We start from the raw sequence: 17,018 nt of genomic DNA on the forward strand, positions 1-17,018 counted from the left end.
CTCACAAACATGGGCAGTGGACGTAGCGCAAAAGCGTATTCAATTTTCATCAGACACCACGGGTAAAGATTTCCAGTAGGCGTTCAGCGCCCGGCAACTGAGCGCCTGAACTTGTGCGGGTGCGAAGATTAGGAATTAACGCTCTTAAAATATGTAGGACTTATCTGAAATCCGGAAAACAGGCCAAACCGAACGACAGGAGTCACGCGTCCTCCTGTCTCTACTTCCGGAAAGCTCAGGGTATGGGTCTCGGGATGGTGCAGTGCTGGCCGGCACCTTCGAAAACCGCGATCATCACGCGCTCCGGTTCGGAGGAAACGGTGGTGCCACGAACAGACATGCTGTAGCTCGTTTCGCCCCAACCGTACTGATCAGCGTCATAGGTGGGCTTGAGGTATGTTTCGTACTCGATGAACCAGTCGATACCGTTTGACTCCTGCTGAGGGTCGACAGTTATGTCTTCCGAAAGAAAGGTATCGGGTATCGGGGTCGTTCCGTCCTTGTCATAGGTCTGCCACGTGGCCGTCACCGTCTCGCCTTCCTTCAAGTAATTCGACGGCGGGATATGAACGCGGATTCCCCACTTCCCATTCTTTTCAATCAATGCGTTGCAATTCAGCGGATACGTACCTTCCCTATCCGGGAAGGTCGTTTCGGGAAGATCCACCACCTCGACCACCACGTCTATATGTGTGCGCTGCGACTCCTGGGGATTGACGAAACCGTCACGGGTCAAGGTGTAGTGCATGGGCAAGTCATCCATGACCGGCGTTTTTTCGATATCTGCCCACGGAATCTCGAAAGGAATCTCTACATCGGCCACCTCAGAGCCAGTGATGAGATAAGGCGATGAAGTCACAGGTTCACCATTCCAATACAGCGTCAGCTTATCGTCCGTTTCCAGCACATCCAACAGGGTCTGGGGTAACTTGATATGCCCTGTCGCCGGTTTTCCCACATCGGCCATGATCAATTCGGTGGCACTGCCGCTAGAGCTTTCGAATCTGACCAGACCCAACGCCGGGTTGGTCGGCTCCGGATCGGGGTTATCCGGCCCCGGTATGTCGAGATCGACATCGACGTCGATCTTGCCCGGCGAAGACAGGGGGTGGTCGCCCCGCAAGACGATATAGTCAACCTCTGTGGATTGCGCGCCCCCTGCGTCGAAATCGTATTCGGCTCTCATGTGCGTCCAGGGCACGGTGATCAACAAGGGAAATGGCAAATGCGTACCCACGGCGGTTCGAGCGATGTCCGTTCCCCACTTGACCACAATGCCGTCATCGCGCGTCCAATTCGTATACTCGTTGATGCGCACCTGCGTCGGAGTGGCGCCATCGGCGCGATCAATCAGAGAATCAGCCGCCAGAGGTACTTCCGGGGCTTTCAAATCAGCGGGCAGAGCGCCGAGGGCAACCTGTAGGGTGGTCGGTAAGGACATGTCGCTACGATTCCCCGCCTTGTCGAACAGGACGTAGGCAAGGTACTGCTTCCTGGAGCCAAGGGCGATGACCTTATCCTTGGGTATCACAATGTTCCGGTCCGCGGGCAGGAGGCCTACAAACGCCAAATCTCCAGCTTCTGGAAAATCTTCCGGGATTTCGGTCAGCAAGGCTAACGCTAGGACGACAGACTCTTTCTTGTCTTCCGTGAAGTCGGGAATCTCGCATCTCAGTCCTGAGTGTTGCTCCAGCAGCTCCGTGGTGATAAGGGGGCCGTCCTGCGCGATAACGGCGAGCGGCACGAAACTCGGCGGCGGCCCCAGCGGACCTGTTCTGTCGATGGTCACAGGCGCCGGGTCGGAACTCGTTTGAGTGGGTGCGTTCCATGCTTGTACCCGATACCTGAATTCGAATTTCCCCTCATAATTCTCAAACACCCGCAAGGGTATTTCCCGCCCAAGGGGAAACTGATCGTCGGGGACATCGGGCGGCCCGGCGATGTCCTCCTGTTGAAAGTTCTGGTACTCGCCCTCGGGAATGGTGACCGGACGCCAATCCAGATAGAGAACATTCTTGAACTCCGAAACAGGGGGACGATCGGGCCAGATGGGAATCTTTACCTGCAGTGGCGCGGTGATTTTGTCGATGTGCATCAAGCCGTCCAGGTCACCGGCAATCTTGTCAACGATCTCGGGAGGCAGGTGGTTGTCAGCTTGCCGGCTTTCCCTGCGCTTGAGCAAAAGCCATTTACGATACTCCGCCCGCACCTGTTGGCCAGTCGGTAAGTCGCGAGTGCCTGTCATTGTTCATGCTCCAATCAATTCGCTCACCCATGGTCGAACCATGGCACCTAAGCTTGATCGGGCTAGGAGCGGATTCGAGCCCTGAGAAACCCGCCGTTGCGCCTGATCGTCAGCCTTTGGCAAATTAAGGACGCGTTTTCAACGCAGCGATACTGTCAGAGTTGACAGGTACCAAGGCACGTTCAACTCCCTCCAAAGACACCCAAGCCAAGCCCTCGCCACACCTTGCCGCCCCATCACAACCCAGCCGTCCCCGGGAAGACCGACCACCACCAGCCTTCCCAACATGACCTATGGCACGCCCCTGCCTGCCCACCAGGGCCCCACCAACTCCACGGTTGCCTCCCTGGCCACGCGCTCGGCCTCGCTGGCCTTCACCGCACGAAATATCGCCCATGCCCTGCGATACTGGTCCTCGCTGAGCTGGACAGCGGCGCTGCCCCAGTCCACGTCGGCCGCCGCTTCCAGCGTCGGGCCAGGAAGCCGTTGGGCGGGGGCCGCCAGGTTTTCGCGCAGCACCTGCGGCCATTGGGACGTGTCGACAGGCGCGCTGGAAGCTTCGGTCAAGGTTTCGCCGAGCGCATCCCACTGCGCCTGGAAGTTGGCCCAACGCGCCGACATTTCTTCAAGGTAGGGGAACCAGTAAAGGTCGCCGTACTGAGGGTTTTCCCAGGCCGAGAATGCGCCCTGGGTTTCGAGCAGGCGCTGGACGAAGCGCTCTTGAGTAGCGTCATTGGCGATACGCATGTCATCCCATCTTTGCACATCACTCAGGTATTTCTGCCAGGCACCGAAGAGACCATGAATGAACGAGGCGAAGGGTGGCTGTTGGGGCTGAACCGTCGCGCGGCACCAGCACAGGAAGATCGCGAGGTGCGTTTCCAGCTCGTCCAGGATCGGCGGCGTCGCCGCATCCAGGATGGGCAGGTGCAGATGCTGCAAACGCTGGCAAATGCGCTTTCGAAACGCGTCAAAACGTTCATCGAGACCGGGAACAAGCCCTGCCAGCTGCGCCGTCTCTGCGTCCAGCTGGAACAAACACCCGGCAATGGCCAGCGCGCGATCCCTCCCGCTATCGAGATCGGGACCGAAATCGTAGCCTTCGCTCTGCTTCACCGCATCGCTGAGCCAATCCAGGAACCGTCCATCGGCAGGATTCTGGCGCAAGGCTTCAAACCGGCGTTGCACCGTTTCATTACCCATCCAGATGTCCCGGCTATAGGCAAAGCTTTGCCCGGTGCCGCGCAGACGCTCGATCTGCTCTATCGGCAGAGGATTGTCATCCAAGGCCACAACCATCCTCTCGCCCTCGCCAAGCGGGCGCGCCAGCGTCGGCAACAGGGCTTCGACGCTGGTAATGCGATTGCCCGACAGGTCAACGGCGAGCAGCCCCAAGGGATCGCGTCGCAGCAGCGCGATGACGGCCAGGGGAACGCTCTCGATCCGTGCCAGGGAAAGATCCAGGTCGGTCAGCCGGGATAATCCTGTCAGGTCCGGCAGTTCGCTGATGATATTTCCGCCCAGGTTCAGGCGCCGCAGATTGGCCAACCGGGCCACAAAAGCAGCACTTTGCGCGTCCAGGCGCAGTCGGCAATTCGTCAGGTCGAGCAACTTCAATCGAATCAAGCGCCCGATGGCCTGGAGTTGCGCTGGCGCGAAGCCGTCATTGTCCAGCCACACCAATTCCTCCAGCCTGGGTAACCGGCCCAGCGCCTCAATGGCAGATACGCCGCCGGGCCCCTCGGCGTCCATCGAGGTATCGATTCCTGACAAATCCATATGTTGGAGTTCAGAGCCCGCCCCCGCCGCGAGCAGTGGGGTAAACGTCTGGTCATCAAATACGATCGGGTTGCGTTCCAGGTGCAACAGTCGCAACCGCGGCATCTGCGCAATTGCCGGTGGGCAACGGGTCAGACGATTTTCACTGAGCCAGAGTGCCGCTACGCGAGGGAACAGACGCAGAAAGTGCGAAGGGTCTGGCGTCAGGCCCATATCATGCAACATCAGCAGCTCGACATGGCTGAAATCAGCGTTGATGCTCGGCAGCACCCCGACCGTATCGCCCTCCACCGCCAAGGAGAAGACTTCCCGCACTTCACCTTCTTCAACCAAGGGCGAAGTCCTTTCACGCCGCCAACATTCACGCAACGCCTTGCCAAAATGCTGACGTGCCTCCAGTCGAACAGCCGGGTTGTCGTGTTCAATTTCATGATGCTTGCCCGCTGCCCTCTCCCAACGGCGCAGGCTCGAGGCGAGCCGGCTCCATTCAATCTCCTTGGCACTTACCAACAACTCGATGGCCCTGCCGGTACTGATGCTACGCGCCTGCAATTCAGCCTTTACGGCGGCGCTGATGCCTTGGCCGGGGTACAAAGCCCGAAGGCGTTCGTCCAGTGTGCGGCGCGCCGATACCAGCGCCGAACGGTCGATCATCGGATAGCCGCCCAGTAACCGCAGCTTCGGCGGTGTCAGCGGGAGCATCCCCAGGTGGAGGCGCAACGACGCACGGGATTTCAACGCGCGTTCGAACAGGCGAGCACGCAGGTCACCTTGCCCCTGAACGGCCAGATCCATGGCGTTGGGTTGGCTATTGAAGAATATGCGCGACAAGGCGACTTCAAGGTTGGTCAGCGCGGTGAGTTCCTTGCCCACCTCGTCAAACAACTGATAGTGGCCTGCGGTGCGGCGAATAGTCTTGATCGGTCCCCTCCTGCCCACCCTCAACGGACCACCGATAAACCCCTTGTCAAGAAGGAGCTGGACCCGTACCAGTTCGTCCATGTAATGCAGCTCGGGGCCTATCAACGCCATGACCAGGCGGTCGCGATCATTACTCGCCTCGGAGGCCAGCATGAACTCCAGCGCACGGGAGATTCGCAGCTCGCGCAGGGCCTCGACCGTTCGCCTGGCAAGGCTGTTCGACACCCGACCGGCCAACAGCCCTTGCAGTTCCTCGCCGGTTACGCTTGCCAGCAGCGAATCGAGCATGGGGCCTGGCAGACTCGGGAACAGGCGATGCATCAGCGCCGCACCGGGACGCTTCTCAAGATCGGTAAAGGCGTCGAGATCGGCAAAGGCGTCGATCAGCGGATACCCGTTGGTCTTCAGCCTGTCGGCCAGTCGGTCGGCGAGGCGCTGATGGACGATCGCCGGTGCCTGCGCTGATGCTCTCTCGCCCAAAAATGCACGCACCTCGGTTGATCCAAGCTGTGCTAGCAACCGCTGCTGCCAACGACCGGCTCTGAAATCCGCCACGTCGAGAAGCAGCTCGGCGCCGATTCCTGGCGAGGCGAAGGAGGTGCCTGCTTCGCCGCTATAACGAAACGCCCGCTGGGCTGGCCAGCCGGGCAGTTGAGTGAGCATTTGCACCATGCCCCGCGGCACACTTGGCAAAGCCTCGCCGGCGCGTAAACGGACCTCGGCCTCCAGCAACTGCTCGCGTGCTTCGAAGCGCCGAGCCATGTAAAGCAACTGCCCCGGCAATGGCGTGTCGTTCACTGCCGCATAGCGCAGCTGCTCATCAATGATGCCAGTCGACCATTGGGCGCGTTGCAGGCTTATATCGCGTAACCCTCGAAATTCCGGGATGACTTCGCGCAGCAGGCTAAAGCCCTCCATGCACAAAGGGCTTTGATAAGCCCAGCGCCACCCTCTGGCTCGGCTCCACTCAAGCGCCGGCTCCATCCCGGCATAATTCGCCGGCAACTTGAGGCGCAGCGAACGCTCATCGCCAACGACTTCGTAGAAGTGTTCGCCGACCTTGACCCAGGCTCGGCCTGCGGCACGCCAGATTCCAAAATCGTCAGGTGCCAAGCCAGCCGGGGGTGAGCGTTTGGCGATGAACCCCTCGGTGAGCCCATGCCACAGGCGTAAACTGTCATTGGCCAAGGGGACGGGAAACATCTCGCCCACCAGGCTGTTGGCCGCGAATTCGCCCGTTGCCTCCAGACCGGCGTCCAGCGCAGCCTCGAACAGATGCTCAATCGCCTGGCGCAGGTGGCCCTGGCTCAGTTCCTGAATGCCTTCATAAACATCGCGGATGAGTTGCCCGATGCCGAGAAACACTGCCGCGGATTCCACGACCTCGGCGCCAGCCACACTGAGAGCGATCAGGGCGACGACTTCCAATTCCAGGGTCAGCCACCATTCGGTGTTGTCCGGCAGCGCCTTGTTGTCGATTAGAGTCACTGGCCTGGCGACCTCTGATGAACGTGTCAGCACGCTGCTGCGCCATTCCTGATAAAGGCCGTGAAAGTATTTATCAGGCACTGCGGCCGCGATAATGTCCCGCTCTTCATCCCTCGGCCTGTGCTGCACAATCTTGTCGAACCAACTCCGGTCGCGCAACGGCACCAGGCTGCGCAGGAACGCGGCATCACCGGTGCGGGCCAGGCGGCCGAACAGTTCCTTGGCGAAATCGAACGACCCGGCATATTGCTTGAGCGGCGTGACCGGGTCACCGGGAATATGCACCACCAACGGTACCTTTCCCTTGGCGGTGGCAGGGTGCCGGGCCCAATACACCCGTACGCCACGCAAACCCACCGGATGATCCGCGCCCTCCCTGATGTTCAATGCAAGGCCGCTGACGAGTGCCGTTGCCAGGGCTTCCACGGGATGGGCGGCATCGAGTTGTATACGGAAGTTAGCCAGGATGCGCTCGCCTTCGGCGTCCAGCAGGCCCTGGATTCGGGCCCGTTGCGCATCGTATTGGAGCAGTGCCCGACGATATTCGAGGTATTTTATTACAAGGGACGGCGGATCATTCACATTGTCCGGCCATGTTGGTATCCGGCGCTCCAGCTCCGTTTGATAAGCGGCACCGATGTCGAGGTCGCGACACAGGCTTGCGAATTCATTGAGCCTTGGTCTCGCTATCACGGCACTATCGGTACGAATCTCGAAACGGCTGCCCTTGACGCCAGCTTTCGCCTGGGCATCGGCTTGGGTGAAGTTGTACAGCGCCCAGTCAAACAGCGAATGGTTTTCGCGGTCGTTGGGCCTGACCAGGAATGACGACTCCAGGTCGATTGGCGCGCCAAACAACCGGTCCATGGCCGGTTGCAAGCGCGGTAGCGCGAAATCGCGTATCGAGGGGATAACCTTTATCGCGTCGGTCAACCGATACCCGGCACTGGCCAGGCTGAGGGCAGCCTGGCGCATCCTGGCCTGTTCGGCGGGACTTGCATCAAGCAGCCAGGCGGGAAGCCGGCTGCGGATAAATGAGCGGTGAGCCAAGGTTGACATCAGAAACCTCCATTATCGTGAAGGCTTCAGTTTCTGCGGGTGCCTGGTGGCTTTGGCGGTACATATGTATAGGTTGATCACTCAGCCAGATTGAACGCGCGGCCCTCCTCGGCGGTCAGCTCGTGTATCAGCCGTTCCTGATCCTCCTCATACACCCTGGCCTGCTCCCTCTGACTGGCTGCCCATTGGTCGCCAGTGTCGGGATACCTATCATCAACGCCCGCTGACCGTTGCCGATATTCGGCTTCAAGGCTAGCGAAACGATTGGCGTAGTGTTCGCGCAGATATTGGGTCCAGAACGACTGGAGTTGGCCGTAATTGAGCAGGCCTCCCCGGCGCTCCTCCTGCAGAACATCCTGTACCGCCCTGGACACTTCGCCGCTACTGAGCCGAGCAGATCCCGGAGATGCCATGCTACGAGGCGCGGCGAGCAAGCCGAGGGGGACGCGAGCGCCAATCAGATAAGCCATGCGCACCTCGGCCACATCGCGCGCCCCAGCCTGTCGATTGGCAACAAACTCGAGCGCCTCGGCACGGTAGCTGGCACGTAGCCGCTGGTAGAGCCAGGCACCACGTCGCTCCTCCGGCATGCCGGCCGGAAGCGGCTGATGGACCAGGGCGTGGGTTTCGATCGGGACGAACTCGACACGCAAGCCGTCCGTACAAGTAGCCATTTGCCCACGCAACCGAGCGCCTTCTTCGGCCATGCCATTCATTCGGCCGCGCAGAACTGCGTTGTTTCCGGCCTGCTCAAGTACCGTCCAGACTGAATTGATCAGTGCAGGCCGGTGGGCGGCATGAAGAAAATCTCTGGTTTGTCGCAGTTGATTGACCATGGTCATGAGGTTCGAGGTGTCTGCCTGTTGCTCAAGGTCTTGCCATAGCTGCCGACGATGCGCGGCTTCAACTTCGCTGAGTCCTTCAAGCCATGGCTCGACGCTGACCGCAGGAATCTGTCCCGCTTGAGCGAAGTGATCGAACTGCAAGTCATCCAGTTCGAAGGTAAAGCGAGGGATACCCTGCTGCACCGCGGCAATCGAGTCGAGCAATCGCTGGGAAAGCGCTGGATCGAGCGGGTTGCCTGCCAGCACTACTTCGGTGGACGCTTGGTGATTGCCTTCGTTGCTGAATACCTCTTCCGGAATGTGGGTGAGGAGATTTTCGGACAGGTCGAGTTCTTCCAGGCTCGATAGCAAGTGTGCGTCTATCCAGTGGGGAAACCGTTCAATATGCATACGGCTGAGATAGAGGCCCGCGTTGGCACCGAAGCGATTGGCCAGGGCCGTTGCGTTGTCGATCACTCCCAAGCGGTTACCGCTCAGGTTGAGGTGTATCAGGTTGGCAACCGAGGCGAACAGGTCCATTGCCGACTGGTCGATTCCGATCCCCAGGTTCATCAACTCCAGCCACATGAGTTCGGGTAATCTGCCAATTACGTCGGGTAGCCTGCCTAACGACGTTGTCGGGCTGCTGATGGTCAGGCTGCGCAGAGCCTGGAAACGATCTATGAACTGACCGAGCTCATGGTAAGCAAGGCCAGGGCGCCGCAACTCCAGGTCATGTACCGCCTGGTAGGCATACGCTGGAAGATTGTCCGGTGGCAGCTCCGTCAACAACTCCAGCACCAGCGTCGCGCCCTGGCCGCTGCTGCGGTAGCGTTGATGGGCCTCGAACATCTGCCCGCCGAGCCGTTCGCGGGCTACGCGGACAGTATCGGGCACGGGCCTGGTGGAGCTGCTTGCCTGCGCCCACTCGGTGAAGACTTGGCGAATCCGTGCCGACTCCGCCCGCCAGATCTCCACATGCCGGCCCAGCTCGGCAGGTAACGGCCGGTCGTCGATGACAAACCGGTATCGACGGTTCTCACCGTTGGCGAAGAGGATTCTTCCCCGAACCTGTTGCGGCAGCGGATTGCCCTCCAGTCTCACCTCGATGTGGCGTGCGGTACTGGTCGGGTTGGCCAGCAATCCCGTAGGCACGGCGTCGATCCGGTTGTTGACCAGGGACAACTGCTCGGTCACACCGAAATCGATGATCGGGAAAGCCTGAAGCCTGCAGCCGTCCAGAATAATCGAGCGCAACCCGAAGTCGCTCAGGTCGACAATCGCGTTGTCCGGCGGCGTGAGTCCCCTCGCACCGGTCAGGTCGAGGCTTTGCAACGTGGCGATCCGTCGAATGGCACCCAGATGACGTGCGGCGTCGTGCATGTTGAGCAGGCTCAGATGCAGCAATTGCGGAACGTGCTGAGAAGATGGAACAAAAAAACCCATGAGGTCGGAGCAGTCGACCTCCAGGCGCGAAAGGTTATTGAACCTGCTCAGAGCTTCCCGATTAAGCCAATGTATCCCTGGCCCCAACCGCAAACCGTGCACGCTCGAATAAAAACAAGGCGGCAGGTCGACAAGCGACTCAACAGGCACATTGCCGAGTCGCAAGACTGTCCGGGGCAGATTCAACTCGGTTGCCCAGGCATCGGCCTGCCAGTGCGCCATCAGCGCTGTGCACAGGTCCCGGTGCTCCTCGATGCGAGCTGGAGAGGTGGCAGACGGCAGCAATTGCCTTCGATCGAGCGCCTCGGCCATCCTCGCGCGCTGGAATCCCATTGTCGATAAGGTCGCGGCAATCGCCTCAGCGCTTCGTCCTTGCGCACGCAGGGCGGCCAGGGCGGCCAGTGCCGCTTCGGAACTGGAATCACCGGGAACATCGAGCGCCCGCATGCGGTCCAGCAATACCGCGTCCGGGGGCGGCGCTTCGAACCGGGCCAAGGCTTGCCGCCAATTCGGCACCCGAGTCGGCTGGATCGGATGCAGCGTGGCAAACGGAAAGTGCCGCATGAGCGCTTCGAAAGCCAATCGCTCGTATGCCGCATCGTATATGCCAAGCGTACTTCGCGAGTCGAGTTGCCGCATCAGCGGGTATTCAGGCCTCGGCGCCAGCATCTCATTGAATAATGAGGTGCCTGTCAGCCTGGAGTGCTCGCGATAGAAGTCCAGCAGGTGCTGGCGGGTTTCCCTCGGTGCAATGCTGTCGTAATGGGCTCGTCCGGCTTGATAGCGTTGCGTCATTTCCAGTGAAATCGCCTGCAGGGTCCGGTTGTTCGCACGACTGGCAAAATGGCTCGGCGCATAACCGGAGCCCAACGCGCTAGCGACCCAGTTGCCCAGCAACAGCCCGTCGTCAGTGGCAACGAGCTGACCCAGCGGGATGGAGGTCAGAATGGCGTGGTCAACGTCCAGATAAATGCCGCCATAGGCATTCATCAATGGGTAGCGCAACACGTGCGAGGCGGCCGGATAGTAAGGCTGCACGGCACCGGTGATATGACGATATTGCGCGCCGAGAGGCGTGCCGCTCAGGTTCTGGAAAAACGGTTCGTCGTTCAGGTTCCTGATCACCAGGCCTGGCATCAGTTCAGCCGCTTGCTCGGTCAGTCGCTGCAGTGCATCGGCGTCCAGATCCACATGCAAGATACTTTGGAAGCGCGGGGCCTGGCGTGCGTTGATCGCCAGATTGACCAGGGCATCGCGCCCAAGTGGGTCCCGCCCTATCCAGAGATAGTGGATGATGGCCGGAACCGGTTCAAGCTGCAGCGGCACCGCTGGCAATGCAGGCAACTCGACGGTCCGCAGGCTGCTTGCGTGCTCCAACAGCGCTGGCCGGCTACGGAATTCGCTGAGCGAACCACGTTGCCATTCGCCTTCGGCGTTGCGCCAGAGCATGGCGCCGAGCTGGCCGCCGCGCCTCTCTCGCCATCCACCTTCAGCGGCGTCATACACAACCTGAACCGCGATGCGCACCTGGAAATCGGGGGGCGCTCCTTCCACGCCCTCCATGGGCAAGGTGATCTGACGCGAGGTTGAAGGCTGCGGCGTGCCTGCCGGAAACATCCCGCCAGCCAGCCCGCCCTGAGCCAGGCGCCATTGTTGCTCGACGTATTCCACCAGCGGGCCGCGGTGCTCACCACGGTGAATGCGCAGTTGCGCATCTGCGCTGCGGTGAACCTGGTACAGGTTGCCTTGCATGGAAATGTATTCAGCGTCGCCCAAGCGATACAGTTGGTTGTGTGGAACCACGCCGCTGACGTCCACGCCCCGCGCATGCAGGTCGATTTGCTGCGCGATGCTCAGCTTGCGATTACCCCAGCTGAAATCCGCACGAAAATTACCCGCTGCCGTCTCGACGGGACCCTGGGTGACCGCGGGCAAATTCAAAAGCCTTTTCGGGGCAAGGGCTGCACGCCTCATCCCGGTATAACGGACCTGTTCTTTTACCAAGGCAAAAGCGCTGCCCAAATGCCCCTGAATCTGGCGCAGGCGCCAGAGCGTTTCGTTCAGCATCCTGGCGCCCTTCCACCCGGCCCGGCCCAGCAGCGCAAGCAGGCCCCACGGCACAGGATTTAATGCTTCAAGCGTTCCCACCAGCAGGACTTTGCTGAAGGCAGCGCTTGCTGCGCCAGTCTTGGCCAACCGCAAGGCGACCTTCGACACGCCCAGGCTCGTGGTGCGGGCGACCACCCTGCCGAGCGTCACCGACGCCGCGTAGCCGCTCCTGAATGCAGCGTGAAACGGCAGCAGGAAGGTGATGATCTCCAACGCCGTGAACACCACCGTGGCAGTGCCGACCTGGTCGTGCTTGATATCCAGGTAGAGCGAGTAGAAAGGCACGATGAAGCTCAGCGGCGTATCAAGCGCTTGATGCCATTGCTGGTAGTGCTTCTCCAGCGGCGTACGACGCCGGTAGAAGGCGCGCAACTGGTTGATCACTTTGGCGAAGTGGCGCTCTACCATCAACTTGCAGAACCCCTCGACAGCCTGGCGCTGCGGTACCACGTTGTTCGGATGGGTGGCCCGGTAGCGATTTTCGAACAGATATTCCAACTTGCCCACCTGTTCCCTGGCGAGGCCTTCGCGCCCTTGGATATAAGCCGCCGCGTCGAGTTGCGGAAGCCCGGCGAATTCATGAACGTCGAGGATACCGTTATGGTATGAAACCGGCGGGCCGTAATATTCATCGGTGCGAACGTCCGGGCCGGATTCGAGAGCAACCTTGCGAACGGTGCCGGAGGGGCAGAACAGTTCGTAGGCATAACCGTCTCCCAGCGCCAGCAAACCGAAATGGCCGAGCCTGTCTGGCTTGCCCTCGGCATCCTTGAAGCTCACCGACACCACTCGATCGACAGCCAGCAACTCGCGGCGCTGGTGTGCCGGCAGATCGAAAATGGCGTCGATCATTTTCTCGCGCTGAGCGGATTGGCTGGCCTGCTCGAAACGCTCGTAAGCCGTCTCGAACTGCCTGGTCAACGCCGGCCCACCGAGTCCTTTACCGGCAAACCCCAGTTCATCGTCGTTGAGGCCATAACCATCCACATCGGTCATGTAGCGCTCGACGTTGGACATGTAAGGGCCCCTCCACTGTGTGGTGACCAACTTGCCGATCCACTGGGCAAGGTTGATCAGAAAACCGTTGAGCCGCTCTTTCTCCGCCAGGCTCGTCAATCGCTCCTTGTTCTGATCGACGCCGGGCGCATCGATTTTCATCTGCGCGCGCGCCATTTCCTTCCTGTCCGGCGGTGACTCGATCAACGCGTTGAGGTTCTTCTCCCGGCGCTCGGCATCTGCACAGGTGAACTCGATCGCCTGTCGTGCATCGTCATCGGAGACTTCGTCGAGGCCACCGGCACTTAAATTGCCTCGACACATCGCGAAATAGATCGAGGCGTCGTTGCGCAGCGCCGCGCAGGCGGCTTGCTGGACCTGCGTCAGGGGTTGCGCAAGAACGCTCGCCCACAAGGTTTCGAGTTCGCTGAAACGCTTGCGCCAGGCGAGCCCGGGTACCGTTGCCTGCGCCAGCGCCACGGCATGGCGAAAATCCACCGCGGTCTGCGTACGGCCGTATAACAGTGTGGCGGGCCGGCCCCGGACCAGGAATTCAGGAGCATGGCGGCGCAGCAACATGACCGCGGCCAGGCTGCCCGCCCACTCCGAATGCCGGGGGAAATAATTGCGCAGGTGTGCCCACAGCGCGTCCAGCACCTGTTGCCAGGTATGGTCCCCCAGGGCTGGGTCGTAGAGGTTGAAGCCGCACAGATAACCGGCGCGGTGTTCCTCGGGTGGATAGAGGTAATCGGTGATCGCCGAAAGCGCGAGCGCCTGGCCTCGCTCCGCGTCGGTATCGACGGGCCAGCCCGCGGGTTTGAGCAATGCTTGTTGCAAGCGCTCGAAGGCCGGCGAATCGATGAGCGCATCCAGCAGCGGATTGATCTCTTCGGCCAGTTTGTCGGGAGACGCTTCGCTGTAGTCAAAGGCACGGGGCGCCTCCAGCACCGTGCAAAGGGCCTCGACATCCGGCATGGCGGTGCCGCCCTTGACGTGCCGGTGAACCACAGCGCGTCGCCAGTTCTGGGTGATGAGTTGGGCTTCGATCCATTCGTCGCAGGAAAAACAGCTGTCAACCGCCGCGCCGGTGGTCAACAGCGCATTGGCCAGCGCCAGCTTGTCGTGAGCCTTTGCTGGCTTGGCCGGGTCACGCAACCCGGCCTGGAAATGAAAGACCTGGTGACGTCCGCCCCGATCAGGCCATGCCAGTTCGGCCGGGGTTGCCCGCGCGGCCCAGAGCCTGCGCGCCACGCACCTGGCCAGGCCTGGCGATGCGTCGACACGGATGGGGTAGTGATCAGGCAAGGCAGCGAGCACCTGGGCGGTCATGCGGGCAACCTCGGCTGTACCGAAGTAAGCCTCGAGCCTGTCGGCATGGCTGTTGTCAGTGACGGGCTCAGGTGCGTCGTCGGCGAGCTGCCCCGGAAAAACCTGCACCAACGACAGGCCCTCGGGCATGCCTTGCAACGGTAACGCCACACCCGGGCGGGCCTGCAGGTGGCAGGCCTGCAGCAGCGATTCAATACCGATGGTTTCGGCGGCCCGCAACGTCCGTAGCGCCAATGCCTCGGTCAATCGTGTGGTTTCGCTCGTCAGCAAGCGGTCGATACGTTGGCCCAGTTCGCTCAAGGAGCCGGTCGCGGGGACGTGTCGATAGGCCTGCTCCAGGTCACTGCGCAACCGTTCAAGATTGCTCTGCGCCAGGTGCTCGAATACGTCGCCGTTCAACTGCTGGTAACGACAGCGCTTCTTCGCGCCAGGGTCGTGGAAACCGACCAGCGCCCGATCCTGGGCCTGGATGTAACCCAACCAGGGCCGGAACAGACCGGGGTCATTAAAACGCCGCTCCACCTCGACCCGCAGCGCCGTCAGGTCGGAAAACGGCTCGATGCCCAGGTGCGGGGCAACGAGCATGGCGGTGCTGTCTGCCCGCGTGCCAATCACCAGCACGCCGTGCAGCTGTCGGCGGCTGCCATCCGGCAGCTCGACGTAGAGGGCCGTCACCCGGATTCGGCCCTCGGCCTCGGCAGCCAGATCATCGCCATGCAGGGTTATGGCGCCGCGCACTTCCGACACGTCGCGCAAGGTCTGGAAATCGTCGGGCCGCACCCCGGCGTCGGCGCAGGCCAGGCGCGCCTGTAGTTGGAAACGTCGGCGGTAAGCTTCGGCCAGCGTGGCGGAATCAGCCTCGAGTGCCTGTCCATCGCCGAACGTCTGGATGCGGGCGGCGAATGCGCTGAGCTGCCGACCATTCACGAGCAACCGATATTCCAACTGACCAGGCCGCTTGTCGGAGAACTCGTAGGCGTCGTCGATATCGAAGAGTTCGGCCTTGGTGAAACTGGTGAAGATGATCGATGCCAGGGTCCGCGGCTTCGCATCGACGACGCCGTGCTTCGTCACCGCCACTTGCTCGAAATCCGCCAAGGTGTCGATTCTGGCAAGCGTCGCAAAGGCTTGGTGCATTTCGGCTTGCAGCAGGGCAAGCAGCCCCGTTGCGGAGCTCAGCAGCTCGATCGGCGAAGGCCGTTTGTTCAGTGTCTCGACCCAGGCTTGTTGCTGGTTACGCAAGGAACTGTCATCAGCGAGGTTGGCCAGCAGAGCCCAGCCATATTCGCTCAACGGCTGTCGGCTGCGTTCCTGCAACTGCTCGACCAACGCCTGCCTGAACTCGGCGCGTGCCAGGGCGTGAGGTGTTTCGGCAGGGTATGAAACTTCAGGTGCCAAGCCTTCCCAGGCAGCGATGCTCAGTTGGCCCAAGACCTTGCACACGGCAATCGCATCGAGGTTTTCCAGCGGAACAGCCTGCAACCGGGCAGCCTCCTGCCGCACCACAGTCTGGGTGCCGATGGCGGTGATGAAGTTCCGATCGCCCCAGCGCTCCAGGGCCACGTTGAAGGGCGCAAGCAAATCGACAAACCGGGTCAGCAGGCTCAACGCCTGCTCCGCGGTCGGCGGGAATTCGTCGCGTGGAAGGTTCGGCAGAAGGCGCGCGTAGAGATCGGCAATGATCGGGTCAGGGCGGGCCGTGTTCTGGATCGTCGTCATGGGCATTCCGGTTCGTGAATTCGAACCGATACCCTAGACAGCGCCCGGCCAGGCGAGGTGGTACTTATGTATAGGCTGGTTGCGCTTTTGTATCGGCAAAAGACCGGGTAGGCCTATTGTCACCATGGCTGCGGAAAAGTCCTACAGGAATCAGGGAAGGATCCTATATGCATCGGAAAACAACTTGTCTTAACTGCGTGCGGTTCTTGAAAGCGAGCGACCCGCTTTGCGCAAGACTCACTCCAGTCCCCAGACAAGCACAGGAGCACCGCAGTGTCCCTTTCCGGCAAAACCTTGTTCATCACCGGCGCCAGCCGCGGCATCGGCCGCGAAATCGCCCTGCGCGCCGCCCTTGATGGCGCCAATATTGTGATCGCCTCCAAGAGTGCCGAGGCCCACGCAAAACTTCCCGGGACCATTTACAGCGTGGCGCAAGAAGTCGAAGCCGCCGGCGGCAAGGCCCTGCCCCTGCAACTGGACGTGCGCGACGAGACGGCCGTAGGCGCAGCCATGAGCCAGGCCGCAGAACATTTCGGCGGTATCGACGCCTTGGTCAACAACGCGGGGGCGATTCGTCTGATGGGCGTCGAGCACCTAGCGCCGAAACGCTTCGACCTGATGTATCAGATCAACACCCGGGCGGTGATGGTTTGCAGCCAGGCCGCCCTGCCCTACCTCAAGCAAAGCCGCAACGGCCACATCCTCAATCTTGCACCGCCGCTGAACCTCTCCACCCGTTGGTTCGCCCAGCATGCCCCCTACACCATTACCAAGTACGGCATGAGCATGCTCACCCTCGGCATGAGCGATGAGTTCGAGAAGTACGGCATCAGTGTCAACGCGCTATGGCCGAAGACCATCATTGCCACCGCGGCCATCGAGTTCGAACTCGGCGGACGCCAGGCCTTCAAGCGCGCCCGCACGCCGGCCATCATGGCCGACGCCGCCCGCGCCATTCTCTCCAGCAACGGACGTCAGATCACCGGCCGCCTGCTGATCGATGAAGAGCTGCTGGCGGAACACGGCCAGACCGAGTTCGAGCAGTACCGCTACGACCCGCAAGGCGGCGCGCTGACGCCCGACCTATTCCTGGATTGAATACC

General features: G+C 61.0%; 4 protein-coding genes. 1 reads left to right on the forward strand and 3 read right to left on the reverse strand.

Annotation, left to right across the window (positions count from 1 at the left end; genetic code table 11):
* Positions 1 to 235 precede the first annotated feature (235 nt).
* The 3 genes from J3P97_RS20005 to J3P97_RS20015 all read right to left on the reverse strand — a co-directional run bounded on the left by J3P97_RS20005 (position 236) and on the right by J3P97_RS20015 (position 15,915).
* A complete protein-coding gene (locus tag J3P97_RS20005; protein WP_434672605.1) occupies positions 236 to 2,245 on the reverse strand; it encodes a hypothetical protein in 2,010 nt (669 codons plus the stop codon).
* 291 nt (positions 2,246 to 2,536) lie between these two features.
* A complete protein-coding gene (locus J3P97_RS20010; protein ID WP_434672606.1) occupies positions 2,537 to 7,492 on the reverse strand; it encodes a dermonecrotic toxin domain-containing protein in 4,956 nt (1,651 codons plus the stop codon).
* Between the two features lie 77 nt (positions 7,493 to 7,569).
* Positions 7,570 to 15,915, reverse strand: a complete 8,346-nt coding sequence (locus J3P97_RS20015; RefSeq protein ID WP_434672607.1) for an NEL-type E3 ubiquitin ligase domain-containing protein — start codon at positions 15,913 to 15,915, stop codon at positions 7,570 to 7,572.
* A gap of 273 nt (positions 15,916 to 16,188) precedes the next feature.
* On the opposite strand from J3P97_RS20015, the gene J3P97_RS20020 reads away from it, so the two are divergent.
* Positions 16,189 to 17,013 (forward strand): SDR family oxidoreductase, encoded by an 825-nt coding sequence (locus tag J3P97_RS20020; RefSeq protein WP_434672608.1) that lies wholly within the window; start codon positions 16,189 to 16,191, stop codon positions 17,011 to 17,013.
* Positions 17,014 to 17,018 lie beyond the last annotated feature (5 nt).

The sequence above is a fragment of the Pseudomonas sp. R1-15 genome (genome assembly GCF_051132085.1).
Lineage (GTDB): Bacteria > Pseudomonadota > Gammaproteobacteria > Pseudomonadales > Pseudomonadaceae > Aquipseudomonas.

Coding starts and splice junctions, on each gene's coding strand:
- J3P97_RS20010 (WP_434672606.1), bottom strand. CDS start 7,492: ATGTCAACCTTGGCTCACCGCTCATTTATCCGCAGCCGGCTTCCCGCC.
- J3P97_RS20015 (WP_434672607.1), bottom strand. CDS start 15,915: ATGACGACGATCCAGAACACGGCCCGCCCTGACCCGATCATTGCCGAT.
- J3P97_RS20005 (WP_434672605.1), bottom strand. CDS start 2,245: ATGACAGGCACTCGCGACTTACCGACTGGCCAACAGGTGCGGGCGGAG.